Annotated in this window: 21 protein-coding genes; 9 read left to right on the plus strand and 12 right to left on the minus strand. The window is 32.7% G+C overall.

Going from position 1 to position 24,126, the window contains the following annotated elements; translation table 11 throughout:
• The first annotated feature begins 7 nt into the window (after positions 1–7).
• The 4 genes from AJ887_RS09385 to AJ887_RS09400 are packed head-to-tail and all read left to right on the plus strand — an operon-like array spanning position 8 to position 4,101.
• Positions 8–1,147: a hydrogenase small subunit gene (locus AJ887_RS09385; protein ID WP_070240369.1), complete on the plus strand. Its 1,140-nt coding sequence runs from the start codon at positions 8–10 to the stop codon at positions 1,145–1,147.
• A gap of 2 nt (positions 1,148–1,149) precedes the next feature.
• Positions 1,150–2,865: a nickel-dependent hydrogenase large subunit gene (locus tag AJ887_RS09390; RefSeq protein WP_002861960.1), complete on the plus strand. Its 1,716-nt coding sequence runs from the start codon at positions 1,150–1,152 to the stop codon at positions 2,863–2,865.
• 10 nt (positions 2,866–2,875) lie between these two features.
• Complete coding sequence (gene cybH / locus AJ887_RS09395; RefSeq protein ID WP_002855770.1) at positions 2,876–3,568, plus strand: Ni/Fe-hydrogenase, b-type cytochrome subunit; 693 nt, start codon at positions 2,876–2,878, stop codon at positions 3,566–3,568.
• Entirely contained in the window at positions 3,565–4,101 is a 537-nt protein-coding gene (locus AJ887_RS09400; RefSeq protein ID WP_070285138.1) for a HyaD/HybD family hydrogenase maturation endopeptidase, read from the plus strand. The genes cybH and AJ887_RS09400 overlap by 4 nt, the downstream gene beginning before the upstream one ends.
• On the opposite strand, the gene recR is transcribed toward AJ887_RS09400, so the two are convergent.
• Genes recR through AJ887_RS09415 form a run of 3 tightly spaced genes read right to left on the minus strand, consistent with a single transcriptional unit; the run spans position 4,098 to position 6,573 of the window.
• The gene (gene recR, locus AJ887_RS09405) at positions 4,098–4,670 is read right to left on the minus strand and encodes a recombination mediator RecR (RefSeq protein WP_002861957.1); all 573 of its coding nucleotides are present in this window, start codon (positions 4,668–4,670) and stop codon (positions 4,098–4,100) included. The two genes, AJ887_RS09400 and recR, sit on opposite strands and share 4 nt — an antisense overlap.
• The gene (locus tag AJ887_RS09410) at positions 4,670–5,905 is read right to left on the minus strand and encodes an ArsS family sensor histidine kinase (protein WP_044780121.1); all 1,236 of its coding nucleotides are present in this window, start codon (positions 5,903–5,905) and stop codon (positions 4,670–4,672) included. The genes recR and AJ887_RS09410 overlap by 1 nt, the downstream gene beginning before the upstream one ends.
• The gene (locus AJ887_RS09415) at positions 5,902–6,573 is read right to left on the minus strand and encodes a response regulator transcription factor (protein WP_002861955.1); all 672 of its coding nucleotides are present in this window, start codon (positions 6,571–6,573) and stop codon (positions 5,902–5,904) included. The genes AJ887_RS09410 and AJ887_RS09415 overlap by 4 nt, the downstream gene beginning before the upstream one ends.
• Positions 6,574–6,727: 154 nt before the next feature.
• On the opposite strand from AJ887_RS09415, the gene dnaJ reads away from it, so the two are divergent.
• Complete coding sequence (gene dnaJ, locus AJ887_RS09420) at positions 6,728–7,852, plus strand: molecular chaperone DnaJ (RefSeq protein ID WP_070278238.1); 1,125 nt, start codon at positions 6,728–6,730, stop codon at positions 7,850–7,852.
• 113 nt (positions 7,853–7,965) lie between these two features.
• On the opposite strand, the gene AJ887_RS09425 is transcribed toward dnaJ, so the two are convergent.
• Entirely contained in the window at positions 7,966–9,267 is a 1,302-nt protein-coding gene (locus tag AJ887_RS09425; protein WP_070285139.1) for a major outer membrane protein, read from the minus strand.
• 251 nt (positions 9,268–9,518) lie between these two features.
• Entirely contained in the window at positions 9,519–9,974 is a 456-nt protein-coding gene (locus tag AJ887_RS09430; protein ID WP_002861952.1) for a low molecular weight protein-tyrosine-phosphatase, read from the minus strand.
• Between the two features lie 53 nt (positions 9,975–10,027).
• On the opposite strand from AJ887_RS09430, the gene AJ887_RS09435 reads away from it, so the two are divergent.
• Complete coding sequence (locus AJ887_RS09435) at positions 10,028–11,212, plus strand: MFS transporter (RefSeq protein ID WP_070285141.1); 1,185 nt, start codon at positions 10,028–10,030, stop codon at positions 11,210–11,212.
• A gap of 17 nt (positions 11,213–11,229) precedes the next feature.
• Positions 11,230–11,892, plus strand: coding sequence for a DUF4230 domain-containing protein (locus AJ887_RS09440; protein WP_070210324.1), 663 nt, complete (start codon positions 11,230–11,232; stop codon positions 11,890–11,892).
• A gap of 36 nt (positions 11,893–11,928) precedes the next feature.
• Here the strand turns inward: AJ887_RS09440 and AJ887_RS09445 are convergent, their stop codons facing one another.
• The 7 genes from AJ887_RS09445 to guaA form a co-directional block, all read right to left on the minus strand.
• Positions 11,929–12,411, minus strand: a complete 483-nt coding sequence (locus AJ887_RS09445; protein ID WP_070274396.1) for a DNA-deoxyinosine glycosylase — start codon at positions 12,409–12,411, stop codon at positions 11,929–11,931.
• On the minus strand, positions 12,408–14,567 hold the full coding sequence (locus AJ887_RS09450; RefSeq protein ID WP_052949410.1) for a polyribonucleotide nucleotidyltransferase: 2,160 nt from the start codon (positions 14,565–14,567) through the stop codon (positions 12,408–12,410). The genes AJ887_RS09445 and AJ887_RS09450 overlap by 4 nt, the downstream gene beginning before the upstream one ends.
• Before the next feature lie 69 nt (positions 14,568–14,636).
• Positions 14,637–16,685, minus strand: coding sequence for an LPS-assembly protein LptD (locus tag AJ887_RS09455; protein ID WP_070240381.1), 2,049 nt, complete (start codon positions 16,683–16,685; stop codon positions 14,637–14,639).
• Complete coding sequence (locus tag AJ887_RS09460; RefSeq protein ID WP_002855813.1) at positions 16,675–17,127, minus strand: RDD family protein; 453 nt, start codon at positions 17,125–17,127, stop codon at positions 16,675–16,677. Before AJ887_RS09460 ends, AJ887_RS09455 begins: the two co-directional genes overlap by 11 nt.
• Positions 17,124–18,374 (minus strand): phosphoribosylamine--glycine ligase, encoded by a 1,251-nt coding sequence (gene purD / locus AJ887_RS09465; RefSeq protein ID WP_002861945.1) that lies wholly within the window; start codon positions 18,372–18,374, stop codon positions 17,124–17,126. The genes AJ887_RS09460 and purD overlap by 4 nt, the downstream gene beginning before the upstream one ends.
• Before the next feature lie 239 nt (positions 18,375–18,613).
• Positions 18,614–20,074: a hypothetical protein gene (locus AJ887_RS09470; protein ID WP_070240383.1), complete on the minus strand. Its 1,461-nt coding sequence runs from the start codon at positions 20,072–20,074 to the stop codon at positions 18,614–18,616.
• A gap of 88 nt (positions 20,075–20,162) precedes the next feature.
• Positions 20,163–21,698 (minus strand): glutamine-hydrolyzing GMP synthase, encoded by a 1,536-nt coding sequence (guaA, locus tag AJ887_RS09475; RefSeq protein ID WP_070240385.1) that lies wholly within the window; start codon positions 21,696–21,698, stop codon positions 20,163–20,165.
• A 138-nt stretch (positions 21,699–21,836) separates the two neighbouring features.
• On the opposite strand from guaA, the gene AJ887_RS09480 reads away from it, so the two are divergent.
• Entirely contained in the window at positions 21,837–22,331 is a 495-nt protein-coding gene (locus tag AJ887_RS09480) for a hypothetical protein (RefSeq protein WP_070240387.1), read from the plus strand.
• Positions 22,324–24,126 carry an excinuclease ABC subunit UvrC gene (gene uvrC / locus AJ887_RS09485; protein WP_070240389.1) on the plus strand — a complete coding sequence of 601 codons (1,803 nt, stop codon included), beginning with the start codon at positions 22,324–22,326 and terminating at the stop codon, positions 24,124–24,126. The genes AJ887_RS09480 and uvrC overlap by 8 nt, the downstream gene beginning before the upstream one ends.

Consider the following 24,126-nt stretch of genomic DNA (forward strand, 5'->3'; position numbering starts at 1 on the left):
AAATATAATGATTGATTATCATCAAATAGAGTCGCGTTTATCGGCTCTTGAAAAGCTTCCTTCTTTAAAAGACAATGATAGCATTGCAAAAGCATTAGAAAAGTCAGGTTTTTCTAGAAGGGATTTTATGAAATGGGCAGGTGCTATGACGGCATTTTTGGCTTTACCAGCGAGTTTTACTCCTATGGTAGCAAAAGCTGCTGAGCTTGCTGATAGACTTCCTGTTGTGTGGCTTCATATGGCTGAGTGTACAGGCTGTAGTGAGAGTTTGTTAAGAAGTGATACTCCAACGATTGATAGTTTGATTTTTGATTATATTTCTTTAGAATATCACGAAACAGTGATGGCTGCAGCAGGTTGGCAAGCTGAAGAAAATTTAGAAAGTGCCATTCAAAAACATAAAAATAAATACATTTTAATGGTTGAAGGTGGCATCCCTATGGGTGATACAGAGCATTTTTTAACCATAGGTGCACATGGAAAAACAGGCTATGAGCTTTCAAAAATGGCAAGTGAAAATGCTTTGGCTATTTTTGCTATAGGAACCTGTTCTAGCTTTGGAGGAATCCAAGCAGCAAGACCAAATCCTAGTAATGCGCAGCCTTTAAGCAAAGTAACAAGCAAAACTGTGATCAATGTTCCAGGCTGTCCTCCAAGTGAAAAAAATATAGTGGGTAATGTGCTTCATTATTTATTATTTGGCGAGTTACCAGCACTTGATGTATATAATAGGCCAAAATGGGCTTATGGCTTAAGAATTCATGATCTTTGTGAAAGACGCGGACATTTTGATGCGGGTGAATTTGTGCATTCTTTTGGAGATGAAGGAGCAAAACAAGGTTTTTGTCTTTATAAAGTAGGTTGTAAAGGGCCTTATACTTTCAATAACTGTTCAAGAGAGAGATTTAACCAGCATACTTCTTGGCCTATCCAAGCAGGGCATGGTTGTATAGGTTGTTCTGAACCTGATTTTTGGGATACTATGGGGCCTTTTGAAGAACCTATGGCTAGTCGTAAATTTGATACTGTTTTTGGTTTGGGCGCGGATAGTGTTTCAGATAAAATCGGTATAGGCGTGCTTACGCTTACAGGTGTTGCTATAGCAGCACACGCAGTTATATCTTCCATGCAAAAAGATAAGGAATAAAAATGAGTCAAAAAATAATCGTAGATCCTATTACAAGAATTGAAGGGCATTTAAGAGTTGAAGTTGTTGTTGATGATAACAATGTGGTAAAAGAAGCTTATGCGGGCTCTACTTTGTGGCGTGGTATTGAAACCATAGTAAAAGGGCGTGATCCAAGAGATGCGGGTTTTATGACACAAAGAATTTGTGGAGTTTGTACTTTTTCACATTATAAAGCAGGTATAGTTGCTGTTGAAAATGCTTTAGGTATTACTCCACCTTTAAATGCGCTTTTAACAAGAACTTTAATGAATGCAGCTTTATTTTTACACGATCATATCGTGCATTTTTATCAACTTCATGGGCTTGATTGGGCTGATGTGGTAAGTGCTTTAAGTGCTGATGTTAAAAAAGCAAGCGATGAAGCTTTTAAATACACTCCAAATCCTTATGCAACAGGTGCGGATAAACTTCTTGAAGTGCAACAAAGACTTAAAACTTTTGTAGATAAAGGAAATTTAGGACCTTTTGCTAATGCGTACTATGGTCACCCAACTTATCGTTTAAGTCCTGAGCAAAATTTAATCGTTCTTTCTCACTATTTAGAATGTTTAAGAATTCAAAGAATCATTGCTCAATGTATGGCGATTTTTGGAGCTAAAAATCCACATCCACAAAGCTTAACTGTTGGTGGTGTAACTTGCGTTATGGATTTACTTGATCCTGCAAGAATGGGTGAATATATGGTTAAATTCCAAGAAGTACAAGACTTTGTTAATCGTGCGTATTATCCTGATCTTGTGATGGCAGGAAAAGCTTATGCACATGAAGCAAGTGTTTTAAATGATATAGGGGTAAATAATCTTTACACCTTTAAAGAATTCCAACTCGGAAGAGATGAATGGCTTTTTGAAAGTGGTATTATCAAAAATGGAGATTTAAGCAAGGTTTATGAAGTAGAAGAAGATAAGATTACTGAAGAGGCAACTCATTCTTGGTATGCAGACAATGAACCTTTACATCCTTATGATGGCAAAACAAATCCAAATTATACAGGACTTGTAGATGGGGAAAGCGTAGATCATCATGGAAATAATGTTCATTCTAAAGTGTTTGATACTAAGGGTAAATATAGTTGGATTAAAGCTCCACGCTATGAAGGAAACCCTATGCAAGTAGGACCTTTAGCAAATATCGTTGTAAATTATGCCAAAGGTAATCAAAATGTTGTTCCTGTAGTAGATGAGTTCTTAAAAGAAACAGGACTTCCTTTAAATGCTGTATTTAGTACACTTGGAAGAACAGCTGCGCGTTGTATTGAAGCAAAAATCGTTGCAAATAATGCTTTAAAAGCGTTTAATAATTTAGTTGAAAATTTAAAAGTAGATCAGAGTACTTGTGCGCCTTATGTGATCGATAATTCTAAAGAATACAAAGGACGCTATATGGGGCATGTGCCACGCGGAACATTAAGCCATTGGTGTAGAATTAAAAATGGCGTCATTGAAAACTGGCAAGCTGTGGTGCCTTCTACTTGGAATGCAAGTCCAAAAGACGCAAATGGCGTAGGTGGAAGTTATGAGCAATGTTTGATAGGACTTAAAATCGCTGATGTAAAACAACCGCTTGAAATCATTAGAAAAATTCACTCTTATGATCCTTGTATTGCTTGTGCAGTGCATGTAATGGATACTAAGGGCAATAATCTAAGCGAATATAAAGTGAATGTCAATTTATAAGGAGGCTTTCATGCAAAACAAAGAAGAAAAATTGCAAAGAAAAGCTGAATATGAATTTAGCATAGGTTTGCGTTTAACGCACTGGGTAAGAGCTATTGCTATAGTGATTCTTATTGGCACAGGGTATTATCTTTCTTATGTGTTTCAAAGTCCTATTAGTAACGGCGAACCTGTAAATTTTATGCAAGCAAAATACCGTTTAGTACATCAAGCGGTGGGTTTTGTTTTAATCGCTTGTATTATTTTTAAAGTATATTTGTTTTTTTGTGACAAGGTAAGTGCAAAAGAACGCAGAAGTGTATGGGATATTTTTAATATCAAATTATGGATAGAACAAGTAAAATTTTACATTTTCTTAGGAAAACATCCGCATTTAAAAGGGGTTTATAATCCTTTGCAATTTGTAACTTATTTTTTCTTTTATCTTGTGATGTTAGGTATCATTCTTACAGGGCTTATTCTTTATACTCATACTTATCATGAGGGCTTAGGTGGGCTTTTATATCATATTTTAAGACCACTTGAAGCTGCAATGGGCGGTTTGGCTGATGTAAGAACTTATCATAGAATTTTGATGTGGGTGATTATGATTTTTGTACCAGTACATATTTACATGGCGATTTTTAACGCAGTAAAAGGTAAAGATGGTGCTATGGATGCTATTATTAGCGGATATAAATTTGTAAAAGAAGAAAAGCATTGAAATTCTTAGTCCTTGGAATAGGCAATATCATGTTTGCAGATGAAGGCTTAGGCGTTCATCTTTGTAAACAACTTGAAAAAAACTACAAATTCACTCATCCTGAATTTACTTTAGATTTTGTTGATGGTGGAACTTTGGCTTTGCAACTTAGCTATATCATCGCTAGGTGCGATAGACTTATCGTTTTAGACTGCATAGAAGCGCAAGATGCGAGTATAGGAGATGTATTTTTCTTTCCTTATGATGCTATGCCTAATAAAATTAGCTGGAGTGGAAGTGCTCATGAAATAGAAATGCTTCAAACCTTGCAATACATGGAACTTGCAGGAGATTTGCCTAAAACACACATCTTAGCTTGTGTACCAAAGCGTATCGAAGCGATGAGTTTTAAGCTCTCAGATGAGCTTATACAAGGGGCTAAAATCATGGAAAAAACTTTACTTGATTTTTTAAGCAAGGAAGGTTTTGCTTATGAAAAGATTGCGGATTTTTCTTTGCAAGAATTAGCCGATATTTCTTATAAAAATTTCTAAATTTTTGTTCTAAAATTCATAGCTTTATTTAAAGAGATTAAATCCACATTTTCTAAATTTACACCACTTGGAATTCCTTGAGCGATTTTACTAAAAGTTAGGTTTAAATCTTTAAATTTATCTTCTATAAAAAAGATAGTTGCATCAGAATTAATGCTATGTGTCAATGCAAAAATGAGCTCAGAGATATTTAGCTTAAGTATGATTTGCTTTAGTTTTTCAAGTTTTTCTTCATTTAACTCATCTAAAACAAAATATAGCCCATTGTAGCTTTGACTCTCTTCGAGTGTTAGTATATCTTTTGGGCTTTCAACTATACATAAAATGTTTTTATTTCTTTCTTCATCGCTGCAAATTTCGCAAAGCTCATTTTCACTTAAAGCACCGCATTGCTCACAAGGTTTTATAAAGCGGATAGCATTTTCTATATTGTGTGCGAGTTTCATACCATCGATTTGATTATTTATGCAAAGGTGATAAGCAAGCCTTATGGCGGTTTTTTTTCCTATGGTAGGTAAATTTGCAAAACTTTCAACAAGTTCGTTGAATTTTTCTAGGCCTTTTGCCATTATTTTTCTTTATCTCCAAAGAAAATTTTAAAGCAATGCTTTCCATCATCATAAAAATAAATCAAATCAAAATTATGCAGTTTGCATACCTCTGAAACTATATAAAGTCCTAGCCCCATACCTTTAACCTGATTGTGTTTTTCTCTTGCGAAAGCTTCAAGATAATGTTCTATAGGCTCTGCTAAAGGTTTGCCTGGATTTTTAATAGTAAAACATTCTTTACAACAAAAAAGCTCACAAGTGCCATTGTTTGAGTATTTTAAGGCATTATCGATAAGATTTTTTAAAATTACAGAAAAAATTTCCATATCAACATTGATTAAAGCATCATATCTAATATCAACTTTTACAACTTTATTAAAATCATCTCTCATAAGGTGTTCTTTAGCTTCCTCAAGTATAGTGCTAAAACGACTAGGTTTAAAGTGTAAGTTGTAGTTTTTTGAAAATAAATTTTCGATTTTGGCAAATTCATTGATCAAAGAATCCATACGTAAAAATATAGCGATAAGTCTTTCTTTTTGTCTGTCTTCTTTGATCATTTCAGAAATGATTCTCCCTTTTCCTATAGGAGTTTTTAACTCATGCATGATTGTTCTTAGGAAAAGTTGTCTTGATTGTATTAATTCTTGATTTTTTTTAAAAGCTTTTTGAAATTCAAAGGCGATTTTGCCTACTTCATCTTCTTGATAATCTAAAAAATCAGGTTGCTCCCCATTTGCAACTTTAGCAACTTGCCTTCTTAATTTTTTTAAAGGTTCTAAAGATTTTAATACCGAAAAATACATAAAAACAACCAACAAAGAAAAAGAAAAAAATCCTATTAATAAAAGATTATAAACTCTATCGCTAGTATTTTCTTCGTATAAGCCATCAAAATCTTTACATTGAACATCAAAATAAAGATTGCTATGATATTTTAAAGAAGAAAGGGTGCAAAATTCTCCATTTGCCTTAAAAAGTGATTGTCCGTTATTTCTTATGCTTTTTACAAGATAGGGATTTTGTATAGTATTAAAACCGCTATTTTCAAGATAGGATCCTATTTTAGCACCTGAAGTGTTTTCATAGGAGATGAGTAAATTTTTTATAAGATTTTCTTGTTTTAAACTTTCTTCTTCGTTGTAAGCACTTCCTTCTATTTTCAAAAGAACGATAAAAAGCACACAAACTAAGAAAAAAGTAACAACAAATAAAATAATTAGCTTGGTATAAATAGAATAATTTTTTGTCATCCTATTAGTTTATATCCTATACCTCTAACAGAAAAAATATGTTTTGGAGATTTTGAACTATCTCCTATTTTTACTCTTAATCGACCAATGATAACATCAAGACTTTTAGAATCTTTATCTTTTAGATTTTTACAGCGACTTACAAGCTGTTCTCTTGAAACGCTATATCCGTGCTGCTGGATAAGGTATTCTAAAATTTCAAACTCAGCAGGAGTAAGTGTTAAAACCTTATCTTCATAGGTGATCTCATGCCTTCTCTCATCGATTTTGAAAGCAGAATTAATATTTTCATTATTTGCGTGTTCAACTCTTTTTGTGCGACGAATAAGACTCATAATCCTTGCATACATTTCTTTTGGATCGTAAGGCTTTGGTAGGTAATCATCAGCACCAATTTGAAGCCCTACAACCTTATCGCTTAAGTCGCCTCTAGCTGATGAGATGATAATGGGAATATTGCTTTTTTGTCTGATTTCTCTACAAACTTCAAGACCATCAATTCCTGGTAAAGTTAAATCCAAGATTAGACAATCATAGCCTTGAACGCCTACATTTAAGGCGCTTTTAGGATTTTCAAAATTTGTGATTTTAATATTAAACTGCGCTAAATACTCAGATAATAATTGCGCAAAATCAGGATCATCTTCTATCATCAACACATTAATCATTTTAGTATCCTTTAAATTTTATCTAAGATTTATAATATTTGCATAATTTTATTTAAAATTTGATAAATTATTGATTTTATTTTTGCTAAAATTAGATTTTTGAATTTTTAAGATTAAAATTCTAGCAAAATTTTAAATTTTTTAAAGGAATAATGTGGAAATAAGTTATTATGAAATTCTTGAAATCACGCAAAGTGCTGATAAAGAAACCATAAAAAAAGCCTATAGAAAAATGGCTTTAAAATACCATCCCGATAGAAACCAAGGCGATAAAGAAGCAGAAGAGAAATTTAAGCTTGTTAATGAAGCCTATGAGGTTTTAAGTAATGATGAAAAGAGAGCTATTTATGATAGATATGGAAAAGATGCTTTAAAAGGCGGTGGATTTGGTTCTAATAGCTCAGGTTTTGGTGGTTTTGAGGATTTAGGAGATATATTTTCTAGTTTTTTTGGAGAAGGCTTTGGCTCATCATCGCGTCGTAGAAAGAGTTCAAATGATGAGAAAATCCCTTCAGATTTTATCGTTAATTTAAAATTAAGTTTTAAAGAAGCGGTTTTTGGTTGCAAGAAAAATATAGACTTTACTTATAAATGTTCTTGCAAAACTTGCAATGGAACAGGGGCTAAAGATGGAAAACTTCAAACTTGTCCAAAGTGTCAAGGTAGAGGACAAGTTGGAATTTCTCAAGGTTTTATCACTTTTGCACAAACTTGTCCTGATTGTCAAGGAAGTGGAGAAAAAGCTAGTGAAAAATGTAGCGACTGTAAAGGTTTAGGTTATAATGAAAGCAAAGATAGTGTCGAGCTTAATATCCCAGAAGGTGTAGATACAGGTATGAAACTTCGTGTCAATGCTAAAGGCAATATCTTAAAAAATGGCACTAGAGGGGATATGTATGTTAAGATTATCGCTGCTGAAGATGATACTTTTATCAGAGATGATGACGATATATATATAGAATTTCCAGTGTTTTTTACTCAAGCTATCTTAGGAGAGAGTATAAAAGTACCCACCATACGCGGTGAAGCAAGTTTAAATTTACCAAAGGGTGCTAAAGATGGGCAAAGATTTGTTCTTGAAAAAGAAGGAGTAAAAGATGTTCATAGTTCTCGCATAGGAAATCAAATCGTTCAAATTTCTATCAAATTCCCAACTTCTTTAAACGATGAACAAAAAGAACTTTTAGAAAAACTAAGTGAAAGTTTTGGTATCAAAGATGGTATGCATCAAGAGCAAAAAGGGCTTTTTGAAAAAATCGCTAATTGGTTTAAGTCTTAATTTTCCTAAAGCTTTTAGCTTGGGAAAATCTTTTATATAAATTTAAGTTTTAAAAATAATGCATAAAAAAAGGCGGAGTAAAACCCCGCCTTGAAGTTAGACTTAAAAGCTTCTTAGAATTTGTAAAGAGCTTGAAGTCTTACAGCATCGTGATGAGTGCTTTCAGGATCTGTATTAACATTTACATAAGAGTAGAATGCTGAGAAGTTAAGTTTTGGAGAGTATTTGTAATCTACTCTTGCAACAGCTTCAAGTTTCTTACCACCATTGCCAATTTCCCCTGTTTTTGTTCCACCGTATACAAAGTCAGCACCAACGCGAACTGTTTCATTAAAAGTATATCCAGCAGTTACATAACCAAAGATATTTCTACCAATATCGCCATTTAAATTAGAACCATTAGTATAGAAAATTTCTTCACCTGCAAGCAAAGAGCCAAGATTACCTTGATCTTCAATTGTGGTTAAAGTAACTTTATCTTTTTTACCATAGTATAAACCACCAAGGCTAGCATCCCAACCATTTAATTCAACACTACCTCTTAAAGCGAAGAAATTACCGTTAGCTGCTTGATTTGAAAGTGCATTTTTAAGTTTGCTATCCAAGGAATTTCCTAGGTAAGCTCCTTCAAGAGTCCAGTTGATTCCATCAAAGATAGTTGTGCTATAAGCTGCATCTACAGCATATAAGAATGCATTATCACTCATATAAGCTAACCATAATTGAGGATTAAATTGTCCACCTAAGAATTCATAAGAACCTATGGCAGCAGCACCATAAAGATTTTTATCCCAGTTTAAAGCACCGCTTGTATCGCTATCACCTTGAGGATTTCCACGATTAAATTGAACTCCTGTAATTTTGTTATCAATACCTTGAGTGATTATTACAGTAGAGTCTGAAGCTTCGTTGAAACTATCTACTGCAAAAGCAGCTAGAGTTAAACCATCGATGCTGTTGTTTACTACTTTAATACCTGTTCCAACTAAACCATCAACTCCATTATCAGTCCAGATAGTGTTTAGTTGTTGTTTACCAGCGATTACGCTTGTTGCAACATCTTCATTTGTATAAGTTAAATATAATTGGCGAACACTTAAGGTATCACTTGTGTTGCTGATGCTATTTTCACCATAACCACCATCTTTCGAATTATAGTCAAATTGAACAAAAGCTTTGAAGTTATCAGCTATAGCGGCATTAAAGTTAACTTGTGCTCTGTATTTATGATCTTGTTTACCAGAAATACCAGAACCATAATTATCATTGCTCCATGGATTGCTACTTTCATATCTGTATCTTAATACTCCAGATACATCGATATCTTTGATTGCTTCTTCAAGTGGAGTAGCGTTAGCTGCTGAAAAAGCACCTGCAGCAAAAGCTGCAACTAAACTAAGTTTAACTAGTTTCATGAGAATTCTCCTTGTCAAAAATTAATAAAACATCGTAATTGTAGCACATAAATTTGGAGTTTTTTCTTAAGAAGCACTTAAAATAGTAAAAATTTTAAATCTGAAGGATAAAAACATCTAAAGAAAAGCCTAGCTAAAGGGATTTAAGCTAGGCGTATAATTTTAAGGAGTTTTTCTTATGAATGTTTTTCGGTTCGTTTAGAAGTATAAGTCTAAAAAGTAAACGAGAAGTAATATATAGTTGTTTTAAATTATTTTGATAAAAAAACAAGTAAATTTTTACAAGCTAGGGATAAAATTTTATAAGTTTCATCAAAATTCCCACTATACCAAGGATCAGGGACTTCATTATAGTTTAGACTAGGACTAAAATCAGTGATTTTTAAAACTTTGTTTTGGGTGTTGGTGAAGTTTTTTAAAACATTTTTGAAGTTGGAATTGTCCATAGTGATTAAAAAATCGCTTTCATCGCAAAGCTTTTGAGTGAGTTTTTTGCTTATGAAATTTTTGTGTTCTATGTTAAGTTGGGCAAGCTTGTTTTTGGTACCATAGTGCATACCTTCTCCATCGTGTTCTCCTGAAGTTCCAGCACTGCTTATAAAAAATTCTTTTTCTAAATTTGCTTTTTTGACAAGATCTTTCATGATAAATTCTGCCATAGGTGAACGGCATATATTGCCTAAGCATATAAAGAGTATTTTTTTCATTTTTATCCTTGAGTTTTAATTAAAAATTATAAAAAATATCATACAATAAATCCATGGAAAATTTCAATAGAACTTTGCTTGTGTGTTGGTTTGGTGTTTTTACCACAAGCATGGGGCTTAGTCAAATCGCTCCGATTTTGCCTTTTTATATCAAAGAACTAGGACATGTTAATACGAGTGAAATAGCGTTTTATTCAGGACTTGCTTTTGGGATCACTCCGCTTTTTATGGCTGTTTTTTCGCCTTTATGGGCTTTTTTGGGTGCAAAGTATGGTTATAAAAATATGCTTCTTCGTGCAAGTTTTGGGATGTCGGTTTTAACCTTATGGCTCAGTTTTGCTCATAGTGCTTTAGAAGTGGTTTTTGTGCGGGGTTTAACAGGGATAATTTCAGGTTTTACTTCTGCTGCTGTTGTGTTTATCGCTGTGATAGCACCTAAAGAAAAAGTGGCTTATGCTTTAGGAACTCTTTCTACGGCTTCTATAAGTGGAAGTTTGCTTGGGCCTTTGTTTGGTGGCTTTGTGGCTGAATTTTTTAGCATTAGTGCGGTTTTTGATGTGGTGGCTTTTTTGATCGCTTGTTCTTTTGTGACGATTTATTTTTTCATCCATGAAAGAAAAATTCAAAAAGAGGCGAAGAAAAATACCCAAAAAGTAAAAGAAAACAAAACCCTTATCATCGTTCTTTTTATCACTACTTTTGTGATACAATTTGGTACTTTTGGAGTGATGCCGATTTTAAGTATTTATGTTGAGCAAATTCATCAAGGTGGAACTTTAGCTCTTTGGGCGGGTATAGTGGTGGCTGCAAGTGGGATTAGCAATCTTTTTTTCGCACCAAAACTTGGAAAAATCGCTGATAAGATAGGGCCTAGTAAGATTATTTTTGGAGCTTTGATATTTTGTGGAATTTGCTTTTATTTGCAGGCTGTAGCAAGTAATGTTTATATGCTTATTTTCGTGCGTTTGCTTATAGGTATAGGGCTTGGAGGGCTTTTGCCTTGTGTGAATGCCTTGCTTAAAAAAAGCGTGAGTGCTAAAAATTTAAGTGTGATTTTTGGTTTTAATCAAACTTGTCAATTTTTGGGAAATTTTTGTGGTGCTTTTGGTGGAGGGCTTATGGCTTCGCATTTTAGCGTGGAATTTGTTTTTACTTTTGTGTGTTTGATTTTTATCATTAATGCTTTTATTTTCTTAGCGTTTGAGAAAAAATATATCTTTTCAAATCAAGGTTTATAAATTTAGAAAGGTTTAAAATGGAAATGATTTTATTTGTTTTAGTGATGATTTTGCTTGTGCTTTTATTTATAGTGCTTTTTAGGCAGTACAAAAGCCCTAAAATAGAAGAAAAAAGCACGCAAAGTTTTAGCGATATTATGCAGCTTAAATCCATAGGAGAATTAAGTGTTTTTCAGGTTTTTAGCAAAGAGATTGTCACTAAAAAAGATAGTGCTTTTAATGGAATTTGGAAAAATCTTTTAGGATGGTCTTTGAGTGAAAGACAGATTGCTTTGATTTTTGAATTTGAGATCACTTTCTTGTATGATTTAAGGGATAAAAACTTTGATATTTTGCCTTTAGGGGACGATGCTTATAAGATCATCATGCCAGAGTGTAGATACAAACACAGCATCATAGATATGAAATTTTATGATGAAAAAAATGCTAAATTTTTACCTTTTTTACTGCCTGATTCTATCAATAGTACGGGAATTAATTTTAGCGAAAGTGATAAAAACAAACTCATAAAAGAAGCCAAAGATGAGGTTAAAGACTTGTCTTTAAATCTTATCCAAAATTTAGAAAGCAAAATTCATAAAAGTGCTAAGGATACTTTAGAAGCTATTGCTAAAGGTTTTGGGGCTAAGAGAGTGGAATTTGAATTTAAGGATAACACGCAAAAGCTAGATGTAAACTAGCTTTTTTCTTTTCTTGCTTGAGTGATGCTTAGTTTGTTATTTTGTAAATTTTTTGATTATTTCATAGTTTTGTAAAAGCTGTTCAAAAGAAAAATTTAAATTTGAAGGAGAAGTTGAGGGTAGGGCTACGGCTTTTAAATGAGAGTGAAATTTAGTAAAAAATTTATAAGCACTTTGTCCGGTGGTAAAAATGGCTTGGATTTTGGCTTGAGAAAGGATCAGGTTTAAATCATTAGCTTTTGCATAACTTATGGTTTTATCATCTGAATTTTTTATCTTGCAACTTTGAAGTACATCCCAAAGAGCGATATGTTTTTTTCTTAAAAAGGCTTGTTGTTCTGTGATATTTTCTAATTTTACATCAAAAAGTGTTTCTAGTATAGGCCAAAAACGATTTCTTGGGTGTTGATAATAAAAGCCGTCTTGTCTTGATTTAATAGAAGGAAAAGAGCCCAAAATTAAGATTTTAGAATCCTTGTCAAAAAAAGGCTCAAAAGGATGAGTTAGAAATTCACTCACTCGCACAAATCCACAGAAATTTTTCCGTTTTTAATTTCGCTGATTTTAACTTTTAAGCTTTGGTTTTCGCTTAAATTAAGATGCTTGCTTTTTGAACTATGCAATAAACCATCAACACCATTTTTAAGTTCCACAAAGGCTCCAAAAGGAGCGATTTTTTTAACAATACCTTGAAATTCTTGCCCAAGTTCAAAGTCTGATATATCTTTGTCTTTAGAGCCTTTTTTAGTTCCTTTTTGAGAGCTTGTGATGTTTATGATGTAGTCTTTTGCGGCTTTGATTTGTTCGTTTTGATTACCTGCTATTTTTACTTCACCTTTTTCGCGATCTAAGTCTATAGAAACGCCAAATTTTTCTATGATTTCTTTGATGGTTTTTCCAGCTTGCCCTATGATATCAACGATTTTTGAAGGATCAACGCTAAAAAGCTCAAGTTTAGGTAAAACTTCTTCATTGACTACGATTTCTTTGGCGGCTTCTTCCATGATATTTAGGATGTGAATTCTTCCTTCTTTGGCTTGGTATAAAGCTTGTTTTAGTGTTTCTTGATCGATTCCGCCTAGTTTTATATCCATTTGAAGAGCAGTAACGCCGTCTTTGCTTCCTGCTACTTTAAAGTCCATATCCCCATCATGATCTTCAAGTCCCATGATATCTGTTAAAACAGCAAATTTGCTATCTTCAAAGATAAGCCCCATGGCTACTCCTGCAACAAGTTTTAAGCTTGGCACTCCTGCTGCTTTTAGGGCTAAAGATCCGCCACAAACCGTTGCCATAGAACTTGAGCCATTGCTTTCTAAAATTTCACTGACTAAGCGGATTACATAAGGATAGTTTTCATCTATGCTTGGATAAAGTGCTCTTTTGGCTAAATTTCCATGTCCTAGCTCTCTTCTTCCTGGAGCTTTGATAGGACTTGCTTCGCCTACTGAAAAACCTGGAAAATTATAATTTACCATAAAGCGTTCGCTTATAGGATTTTTTTCTGTAAGCAAGTCTATCATTTGAGCATCGTTTTCTCCGCCTAAGGTTGCAACCACTAGAGCTTGAGTTTGTCCACGAGTGAAAAGACAAGAGCCATGAGCGTTTGGCAAGATATTGGTTTCTATACTGATAGGACGCACCTCGTTTAAACTTCTACCATCAGCTCTTTTGCCTTCATTTAAAATTTGCTCACGAATAAGTTTGCGTTTGACTTTAGCTAAGGTATTTAAGATACTTTCTTCGCTCCAGTCTTTAGCGATTTCAAGATTTAAAATTTCTTTAGCGATTTTATTTAGTTCGCTTGCTCTTTCACTTTTTGCCATTTGGTTGATGGCTTCTTTGATTTGTTTTTGGAAATTATTTTCTATAAAAGCTAAAATTTCAGGATGTTCAATCTCATTTTTTAGTTCGATTTGAGAATTTTTTTTGTGTTTGCTAAAGGCTTCTTCATAAGCATTTGAACCATTTAATATAGCTTTTTGAGCTAAATTTAGAGCTTCTAAAATTTCATCTTCGCTAAGTTCATTCATATTTTGTGAAGTGGTTTGAGTTAAAACATCAGCATAAGGAGCTTCGATAAAAATTTCATTTTCTTTTTGATCAGGTAAGGCTCTCATTTCTATCATCAAAAGCTCATCTTTTACACCTGCTACATAGAGATCTAGAGTGCTATTTTGAAGCTCTTCATTGTTTGGATTGAGTATGAAATTTCCATCTATCTTTCCTATGCGAACACCACATACTGGAGCTTTCATAGGTATATCACTAAGATAAAGTGCCACGCTTGCGGCATTTAAGCTCATTACTTGCAAATCTACTTTAGGATCAGCTGAGAGAACCATCACAACGATTTGAGTTGGATAAGCATAGCCTTTTGGAAAAAGAGGGCGTAAGCTTCTATCGATAATACGTGCTGTTAAGGTTTCTGCATCGCTTGGCTTGGTTTCTCTTTTAACATAGCCACCAGGGATTTTTCCTGCGGCATAAGCTTTTTCGATGTATTGGACGGTTAGAGGTAAAAAATCTTCTTCAACTTGTTTTTCTTCTCTTGCAACTGTAGCTAGAACAACGCTTTTGCCTTGTCTCATTAAAACAGCACCAGCAGCTTGTTTGGCGACTTTATCTATATCAAATATTTCTGTATTTTTGTTAATTTCTATGCTGTATTGCATTATTTTTCCTTTTTTACCAGATAATAAATTCGTAAAATTTTTTAAAATATTTAGCAAATTTCATCCTTTTTAAATTTTGTTTTCACTTTCTGCTAAAGAGAAATCGTATTTTACCCCTCCTAAAGGATAGAAGTTGAAAATAAAATAAACTCCGCTTTGATTTTTAGCTGTGATACCACCACTTGTGAGTTGTGGATCGATTCTTTCTCTATACATTAAAGAATAGTTCCAACATTTTCTTTGGTAGGTATAGCCAAGTTCCCACATGTTTGCATGAGCTCTTTGAGTATCAAACCAAATTCCACCAAATAAATTGTAATTAGGTGTGGCAATATAATTTGCTCTTGTGCCAATAAAGCTATATTTTCCATACTCATCGTTTTGATAAGCATGAGAAAACATCCAATTAAATTTTGAATTTGTATTGACTTCTATTTGGCTGATGACATTGGTAAAGCGACTTTGCTCATAAGAGTAAAGCACTTCGCTGTTGAGATTGATGTTTTCATTAAAATAATAAGTTAAAAGATTTTCAAGTTCATAGAATTTATTTTGTTTATTGAGATAGTCAAGTGAAAATCTGTGTTTGAGTTTTTTTTGTCCTTCGTTGTTATAGAAATATTGCACAGCATAAAGACTTGTATGTTCGTTTTCTTTGTCGTATTCTTCAAGATAATCTTGCGTGATTTTACCTGATTTTGCTCCTGGTAAAATGTAATTCACTCCTAAATTTAAAGTATGAAAGAAATTTTCATAAGCTTTTGAAAGATCGGTGTAGAGATTAAAATCATGAGTGTTTCTAAAATAATGCTCATGGTTTCTTTCGGGATCGTTGCTATAATTTACAAAAGAAGCATAAAATCTTTCTGTAAAAGTAAAGTGTAAAAAGTCTCCAAAGAAAGCATTGTGATACGAGATAGGCAAGTCTAAATTTAACTCATTTGCATAAGAACCAGCAGGTCGATAAAAATTATGAAATGAAGCATCAAATGAATAACGCAAGCGTTCATCAAAAAGGTTATTTAAAAATCTATGATATTGAAAGCTTGGATATTCTTGCAAGGTTGTATTGTTGCTAAGTTTAGATGTGTCGATATAATATCTTGCATAAGCTCCATAAAAATTGTTTTCATCGGCTAAAAAATAATTGATTTTGGAGGTTACAAGCGAGTTAAGATCTCGATAATCTCTACTTCCTAAATTTAAATAATCCACATCGTTGAGATAGGTTGCATCTATCCATAGGCCTTCTTGGAAATTATCACTGAGTAAAGATTTGATTAAATCATCTCTTGAGTATTTTAGTTCTATTCCATAGTGGGTTTGGTTTTTCAAATTTTCATCGTGAAAATAGGAGCTATTTTCCCTAAAAGCACCAAAATTTAATTCTCCTGTTGAATATGGAGAATCAAGAAATCTTAAAGTAGAATAAAGTCCAAAACCACGGTTTGTTCGAATTTGTGGATCAAGTTCTAAATCCCAATTTTCTTGAGTGGCTATATAAATAGGTTGTTCATAGTATAAGCCTTCGCTACTTTTTAAAACGATTTTTGGGATTAAAAGCCCGCTTTGTCTATGAGTATCAGCACTAAATCCAAAATAAGGTAGATAAAAAACCGGGGTATTTTTAACATATAATCTTGCATTGTAAAGATGAACAAAATTGGTTTCCCGGTTAAGCCAGCCTTTTGAAAAACGAATTTCCCAATCAGGATCTTCAACATTGCAGCTTGAAACTGCTGAAATTTTACTTTCAAAGACTTTATCATTTAGATGGCTTGTTTTGCTTTGAAACCATACTTCAAGATTGTTATTGGAAAAGAAAAAATTACTAAAATCGGCTTGATTGGAATTTAGGTTGATTTTAGCATAATCAGAATGTGATCTTTCGTTTTGTCCCCTTAGGATGTTAACATCGCCAAAAAGCTCAACATCTCCGGTTTTTTCATTGTAAATTGCTTTATTGGCAGTGATGAAATAAAAATCAGAAAAAATAATAACATCATTGTTTGCAGTAAGAATATCACCTTCTTTTTTTGCATCAAGAGCGTAAATATCAACTTGTGCTGCACTTAAAGCTATGCTAGTTCCTAGCAATAAGGAAAATTTACGCCACATCGACTACTATTGTCCTTGCTAGATAATCCTCCCAAGCTTTACGTAAATCATTGCTTAAAGCCCAAGCAAATCCAAGCATAAATGCCATAGCACTAACCTGTCTTATGGCAGATCTGATGCAACTTTGGATGAGATTGGGTTTGTCAAGAAGATTTTCATCCAAGATGATAATTTTGCATAATATTTTTCCCAAACTTGCCCCATAAAGATAAGTAAAAATTGCTTGATAACTAAAATGAAGCAAGATGAAGCCAAGATAAAAATTTCCTATAATTTGAGTTGTTTCAAATAAATCTTTTGCTTGGATTAGACGATCATAAAAAATGATAAACACAATCAAAGAAATAACCATATCATCGATTAAAAAAGCTAGAACTCTTTTTCCAAAACTTGCTATTTTTAGATTTTCACGCTCTAAGCGGTCTTGTAAGTTTTCTTTCATTTAAGAACCTGATGAGCGATATCTTTTCTGTATTGCTTTCCTTTGAAATTTACATTATCGCAAAGTTTATAAGCATTTTTTTGGGCTTCTTCTATACTTTTTCCTGTGCCAACGCAAACCAAAACTCTTCCACCATCAGCCATTAATTTGCCATCTTCTAGGCTTACTCCAGCATAAGAGATATGAGAGTTTTCAGGAATGTTATTTACAGTAATTTCACTTTTTGGTGAACTTTTGTAAGGATAGTTTTCACTCGCGCATACAACCCCTACTGCAAATTCTTTTTTGATTTTGATTTTTGTGTGTCTTAAGCGTCTTTGAGTAGCAGCTAAAATAAGCTCCAAAGGATTTTCGATTAAAGGCATTAAAACTTCACATTCAGGATCTCCAAAGCGAACATTAAATTCTAATACATAAGGTTTATTTCCAACGATCATAGCGCCTATAAATAAAACACCACAAAATTCCGCTCCTTCTTTTTTCATGCCTGCTAAAGTCGGTAAAATAATATCTTTTTGAACTTTTCTAAGCAAGCTTTCATTCGCTAAAGAGCTAGGAGCGTAAGCACCCATTCCGCCAGTATTTGGCCCTTGATCATTATCGAGTAATTTTTTGTGATCTTGTGCTACAGGAAGTAAAACAAAATCATTGCCATCACATACTGCAAAAATGCTTAATTCATAACCATCTAAAAATTCTTCAATTACAACGAGTTTTCCAGCATCTCCAAAGCTTTCTCCGCTCAGCATTTTAGCTGTTTCTTCTATGGCTTCTTCATGAGTCTTAGCTATGATAACACCTTTTCCTGCGCAAAGTCCATCGGCTTTTACTACTATAGGAGGGGTTAAACTATGTATAAAATTTTTTGCTTTTTCAATATCATTTGTGTTTAAAAATTTGGCTGTTTTGATACGGTATTTTTTAAGAAAGCTTTTCATAAAAGATTTTGAGGTTTCAAGCATTGCAGCAGCTTTACTTGGCCCAAAAATAGCAAGTCCTTGTTGTTTAAAAATATCTACAACACCTTCAGCTAAAAAACTTTCACTTCCTACTATACAAAGATCAAAACCTTTTTCTTTCGCATAGGTTGCTAAAACTACTGGATCTTTTAGGTTTAAATTTGTTCCAAGACTTTCGGTAGCGCCATTTCCAGGAGCAAAATAAAACTCTAAATTTTTGTCTACTCTTCTTAAGGCTAAAGCAATAGAATATTCTCTTGCACCACTACCCAAAATCATTATTTTCATTTATATCTCCTTTTAAACCCAAACAGCCGTTTAACAAAGATTGACCCCAAAAAGTCAAAGAAAACCGCTAGGTAATTTTTAAAGGCTGCAACTTCTCGCTTTTTTCAAAGCTCAAACGATGCCACAGAACACGGTAAATCACACAATCGCAGTTAATAAAAATGTGTTGGATCACTTTAAATACCACAAACTGTTTAGGCAAGGAAATTATAACTTAATTTAGCTTAAATTTCTATGTCTTAAATCAGTTTAAATTTGGTTTTTCCTGATTTGTCAAAATGCTTTCCTTGTAAAATAATATCGGCAACATTTTCCCAAACATGTTTTTCATCAATATAGACTATATCAAAGGTGTTATCACGCATTAAAGACTGATAATTCACTTTTTTAGGTGCGTATTTTACTAAATAATATGGATTTTGTGAAAAGTTTTCAATTTTTAATTTGCATAATAAATCTAAATCCGATGTGACAACTAAAAATTTTTTTCTTTGTTCTTTTGTAATTTTTTGAATATACACTAAAAGTTTTTGGTCAAAAGGATTTAGAGCGGATTTATTTAAGCGACTTAAGTAATGTTCTGCAAAAGAAAGAGAACAGAAAGAATTTTCTATATTGCTCATAGTAAAATAAGAATTTTTAACCCCTGATGATTTTAAAGATAAGTGCCAAATTTTAACATCCATTATGGTTGCGCATAGATTTAAACCTGTGACAATTTTTTTAAAGAGCTTTTCTCGTGAAAGCTTAAAAGCATTTTCGAAAATATTGTAATTTTTCTTATAAAAATCCTCCCTTATAGCATCAAGTCTTTTTAGTGTTGTTCTGTAGTATTCTGCTTCTTTTTGTAGCTTAGCCAATCTTTCTTGTCGTGCTTTAAGTTTTTCAGGGTCTACATTGGCCGCATTACTTTTAAGATTTATTTCAGATTGTAAAGTTTTCATTTGTGCTTCAAGTGAGGCTAGACGATTTTTTCTTGTATCTATGGTGGCTACTAAAGCTTGGTAATGACACTGCAAAGATAAAAAAGTTTCGTTAAAAATTTTAGTGATATTTGGTTTTTGATCAGCTATCATTTGCTTATATGAATTCTCTAAATGCATCATGATACTTTTTAACGCGCTAAATTGGGTTTGGTCTATGCTATTATCCATAAAAATTAAAGTATCATAAGCTTTAAATAAAAATCTTTTAAGTATAAGATAATCAAGTATGCAAGGAATTTCCTTTTCATCTTGTAGATTGGCTTGAAGCGTTTCTACGGATAAAATTTCATGGGCAAAATATTTTTGTATAGCTTGAGGTATAGTAAAAGAAAGAGGAATTTTTTCTATACTGTCAAAGTCTGTTGTTCTATAGAGTTCTGTTATATAAGCACTTCTTCTTGAGTTTTGCAAGTCTTCTAATTCATCATCATTATCAGTTTTCCAAAAATCATGCTCAGTGATAAAATCCCCTTCTTTAAATTCTTGAAATTTTGAAGGTTTTATACCCGTTATGGTTTTGCTTGTTTGAACGGGCTTGCCGTCTTCTGCTTTTTTTTCGCTAGAAAGAGTTCTAAATTCCACAAGCATACCAACACTTGGCATACTTTTTTTATCATTCCAAATTTGGCGATTGAAGTCAAAAAAGGTATTTGCTGAGTTTGTAACGGTTCCACGTCCTGTAGAATCCATATAAATAGCTATTTTTCCATGCATATTTCTTCCTTGAAATTTCTTAAATAAATTCTAGCCTTATTTTTATTATAAAAATTTTATAATAAAAATAAGAGCTAGAAAAAATGGATCATTCCCATTCTATGGTTGCGGGTGGTTTGCTTGAGATATCATAAACAACGCGGTTTATGCCTTCTACTTCATTGATGATACGGCGACTTATGTTTTCTAAAACTTCGTAAGGTAAATGCGAGAAAGTAGCTGTCATACCATCACTTGCATCTACAACGCGTATGCAAACTGCATTATCATAAGTGCGGTTATCCCCCATAACCCCAACACTTTTAACATTTAAAAGCACACAAAATGCTTGCCAAGTTTTATCATACCAACCTGTGCTTTTAAGTTCTTCAAGTAAAATTACATCAGCTTTACGCAATAGTTCTAAGCTAGGGCGATTTACTTCTCCCATAATGCGTATAGCAAGCCCTGGTCCAGGGAAAGGATGGCGATAAACCACTTCTTTGCTAAGTCCAAGCTCAAGTCCTAGGGCACGCACTTCATCTTTGAAAATTTCTTTTAAAGGCTCTATGAGTTTAAAATTCATTTTTTCAGGTAAGCCCCCTACATTATGATGGCTTTTAATGGTTTTGCTTGCACCTACAACAGAACTTTCTATGATATCAGTATAAAGTGTGCCTTGAGCGAGATATTTTACATCTTTATGTTTTTTTGCTTCTTCTTCAAAAACTTCTATAAAGGTATTTCCTATAATTTTTCTTTTTTGCTCAGGATCTCTAACATTAGCCAAGCGACTTAAGAAAATTTCACTTGCATCAATGCTGATAAGATCGATACCTAAGGTATTTTTAAACATAAATTCAACTTGTTCTTTTTCTCCGCTTCTTAAAAGTCCATTATCTACAAAAACTACTATAACTTGCTCTTTTATAGCACTGGCTAAAAGTGCAGCAACTACACTACTATCTACTCCGCCACTTACAGCACAAAGCACTTTATCACTGCCTACTTCTTCACGGATTTTTTCCGCTTGAGTTTTTGCAAAAGAACCCATATTCCAAACGCTTTCACAATTACAAGCGTATTTAGCAAAATTTTTTAAGATATTTTTGCCAAATTCACTGTGTTGTACTTCTGGGTGAAATTGTAGAGCAAAAAATTTCTTATCTTCGTTGCCAAAAACACAAAAAGGACTATTTTCACTTGTGGCTAAAACTTCAAAACCTTGAGGTAAATTTTCTACTTTATCAGAATGACTCATCCAAACGGTTTGTTTTTTTGGAAGATTTTTAAATAAAGCACTATCTTTTTTAACTTCTATGTTTGCTTTACCGTATTCTTTATGTCCTGCAGGTGCAACTGTAGCTTTGTAATGATGTGCCATAAGCTGCATACCATAACAAATTCCAAGAACAGGTAAACCCAAGTCAAATATGCCTTTATCGCAAAAATACGCATCAGTTGCATATACGCTTGCTGGACCTCCGCTTAAAATAATACCTTTTGGTTCTTTCGCCTTAATATCAGCTAAGCTTACATTAAAAGGTAAAATTTCTGCATAAACTCCTTGTTCCCTTAAGCGTCTTGCTATAAGCTGAGTGTATTGAGAGCCAAAGTCTAAAACTAAAATATCTGCTTTTTTCATTATTTACCACCTATGTAATTGTTCGTATTTTTTAATGGTTTTTACTGAGCCATTTTGTTCATAGCTTGTGTATTGAGGGTTGCCTTTATATCCGCAAGCACAGAAGAAAATTAAGAAAAGAAATGCTAAAATCATCTTATGGGAAAAAGAAATAATATTAAGATGACTAAAAACGCTAGTGCTGTTATTAATGAATTGATGGATAAACCTCATTATAAGCCTTTAAAAACCTTATTTTTTTGCAAAGATTTTTTAAGTTCTTTTCCGCTTGCTAAGCAACGTTTGATTGCTAAAATTTATGTAAAAAATCATATTTTAAATATAATAACCTTACATCCAGCAGCTTATCAAGAATTAAATCATGATGATAGCAAAATTTATATTAAATTTCTCATAAAAGCATATGGACAAAAATATCCTTTAAGTGGATTTGTTGATATAAAAGATATAAAAATCTTTTCCCAAAAATACACTTATGCAACAAATAAAAACAAAAATGATGAAAAACTCTCTAAAAATTCTTATTTGGAGCTTTCTAAGGGTGAATTTAAAAATTGCTTTAAAGATGAAAAATTATTTAAGAAATTTGAAGATTTAAGAGAACTTATCAAAAAGGGTTCTAATCTTGACTAAAGAGAATTTAGAAAATGAGTTAAAAACTCTTCCCAATAGCACTGGAGTTTATCAATACTTCAATCAAGAAGGAAAGCTTTTATATGTAGGTAAGGCTAAAAATCTTAAAAATCGTATCAAATCTTATTTTGCTTTTACTCCAAATTTACACGCAAATCCAAGAAATTCTTTAAGAATTCAAAAAATGATTGAAGAAACAGTGCATTTGGAATTTATCACTACTAATTCAGAAGCCGATGCTTTGATTTTGGAAAATTCTTTTATCAAACAACTGCATCCAAAATATAATATTTTACTAAGAGATGATAAAACTTATCCTTATATTTATGTGGATTCTGAAGAAGAATTTCCACGCTTTGAGATCACTAGAAAATTGGTAAAAAAAAGCAAAATCAAATATTTTGGCCCTTTTTTTAAAGGTGCTAGAGAGCTTTTAGATGCGCTTTATTTATACTATCCTTTAAAGCAAAAAGCAAGTTGCAAATCTCCTTGTATTTTTTATCAAATTTCTCGTTGTCTTGCGCCTTGTGATAAACGTATCAGCAGGGAAAAATACCTTGAAATTTTAGATGAGACTATGCACGCACTTTTAAATCCTAGTATTTTAATAAAAAATTTAGAAAAACAAATGCTTGTTTTAGCGCAAAATGAAAATTACGAAGAAGCAGCTAAAGTAAGGGATCAGATTGCAACGATTAAAGATTTGGAAGTTAAGGTTGAAATAGATATTGCAAAATTAGAAGATTTTGAAGTATTTGCTTTAGCTTTTAAAAATTCTATGCTTTCAACCTTGCGTTTTGTGGTGCAAAATGGAAAAATTATCAGTGCAAATTCTAAGATTACTCCTATAAAAAATGATATACAATGGGATAAAAATGAAATTTATAAGCAATTGATTTTAGAAAATTTTAGTATGGATATTCCTTTGCTTGCAAATGTTATTTATGTTTATGAAGAATTTGAAGATAGAGTGCTTTTAGAAGAAATTTTAAGCCAAAGGTTTGATAAAAAAATCAGTATTAAAATCCCTAAAATAGGAGAAAAAAGAAGAATTTGTGATTTGGCTTTTCAAAATGCCCTTTTAAATATAGAAAAAGAGCAAAAAAATCATGATTTTACTATGCAAAAAGAATTAAAGTCTTATTTTGAACTTGAAAATTTACCAAATGATATAGAAATTTTTGATAATTCTCATTTGCAAGGTGTGGCAAATGTTGGAGCTATGGTAACTTATAGAATGAATTCTTGGGATAAGTCAAAATATCGAAAATTTCATTTAAAACATAAAAATGACTACGAACAAATGCGTGAAGTCTTAACGCGTAGGGCTTTGGACTTTGATAAAATACCCCCTCCTGATTTATGGCTTATAGATGGAGGAAAGGCTTTGCTTGATTTGGCTAAAGAAATTATTGTAAGTAGTGGAGCTAATGTCGATATTTTAGCTATTTCAAAAGAAAAAATCGATGCAAAAGCACATAGGGCTAAAGGAGGTGCTAAGGATAAAATTCATTCCTTAAAAGGAGAATTTAGCTTAAGTATTAACGATAAAAAACTACAATTCTTACAGAAATTAAGAGATGAAGCGCACCGTTTTGCTATCAGCTTTCATCAAAATACTAAGAAAAAACAGGACTTGAAAAGTTCTAAGCTTGCAAATTTAGGACTTAGTTCAGGGGTTATACAAAAACTTTTAGCGTATTATGGAAATTTTGAATCTATATATAAGGCTGATTTTAAAGATCTTGCAATGCTTGTGGGCAAGAAAGCGGCGCAAAAGATAAAGGAAAATTGA

The sequence above is a fragment of the Campylobacter sp. BCW_6466 genome, from assembly GCF_001762835.1.
GTDB lineage: Bacteria > Campylobacterota > Campylobacteria > Campylobacterales > Campylobacteraceae > Campylobacter_D > Campylobacter_D jejuni.

What these genes read in the sequence shown, in the direction of transcription:
- AJ887_RS09385 (WP_070240369.1), top strand. Translation starts at nt 8, where the DNA reads ATGATTGATTATCATCAAATAGAGTCGCGTTTATCGGCTCTTGAAAAG.
- AJ887_RS09390 (WP_002861960.1), top strand. Translation starts at nt 1,150, where the DNA reads ATGAGTCAAAAAATAATCGTAGATCCTATTACAAGAATTGAAGGGCAT.
- cybH (WP_002855770.1), top strand. Translation starts at nt 2,876, where the DNA reads ATGCAAAACAAAGAAGAAAAATTGCAAAGAAAAGCTGAATATGAATTT.
- recR (WP_002861957.1), bottom strand. Translation starts at nt 4,670, where the DNA reads ATGGCAAAAGGCCTAGAAAAATTCAACGAACTTGTTGAAAGTTTTGCA.
- AJ887_RS09410 (WP_044780121.1), bottom strand. Translation starts at nt 5,905, where the DNA reads ATGACAAAAAATTATTCTATTTATACCAAGCTAATTATTTTATTTGTT.
- AJ887_RS09415 (WP_002861955.1), bottom strand. Translation starts at nt 6,573, where the DNA reads ATGATTAATGTGTTGATGATAGAAGATGATCCTGATTTTGCGCAATTA.
- AJ887_RS09425 (WP_070285139.1), bottom strand. Translation starts at nt 9,267, where the DNA reads ATGAAACTAGTTAAACTTAGTTTAGTTGCAGCTTTTGCTGCAGGTGCT.
- AJ887_RS09430 (WP_002861952.1), bottom strand. Translation starts at nt 9,974, where the DNA reads ATGAAAAAAATACTCTTTATATGCTTAGGCAATATATGCCGTTCACCT.
- AJ887_RS09435 (WP_070285141.1), top strand. Translation starts at nt 10,028, where the DNA reads ATGGAAAATTTCAATAGAACTTTGCTTGTGTGTTGGTTTGGTGTTTTT.
- AJ887_RS09440 (WP_070210324.1), top strand. Translation starts at nt 11,230, where the DNA reads ATGGAAATGATTTTATTTGTTTTAGTGATGATTTTGCTTGTGCTTTTA.
- AJ887_RS09450 (WP_052949410.1), bottom strand. Translation starts at nt 14,567, where the DNA reads ATGCAATACAGCATAGAAATTAACAAAAATACAGAAATATTTGATATA.
- AJ887_RS09455 (WP_070240381.1), bottom strand. Translation starts at nt 16,685, where the DNA reads ATGTGGCGTAAATTTTCCTTATTGCTAGGAACTAGCATAGCTTTAAGT.
- AJ887_RS09460 (WP_002855813.1), bottom strand. Translation starts at nt 17,127, where the DNA reads ATGAAAGAAAACTTACAAGACCGCTTAGAGCGTGAAAATCTAAAAATA.
- purD (WP_002861945.1), bottom strand. Translation starts at nt 18,374, where the DNA reads ATGAAAATAATGATTTTGGGTAGTGGTGCAAGAGAATATTCTATTGCT.
- AJ887_RS09470 (WP_070240383.1), bottom strand. Translation starts at nt 20,074, where the DNA reads ATGCATGGAAAAATAGCTATTTATATGGATTCTACAGGACGTGGAACC.
- guaA (WP_070240385.1), bottom strand. Translation starts at nt 21,698, where the DNA reads ATGAAAAAAGCAGATATTTTAGTTTTAGACTTTGGCTCTCAATACACT.
- AJ887_RS09480 (WP_070240387.1), top strand. Translation starts at nt 21,837, where the DNA reads ATGGGAAAAAGAAATAATATTAAGATGACTAAAAACGCTAGTGCTGTT.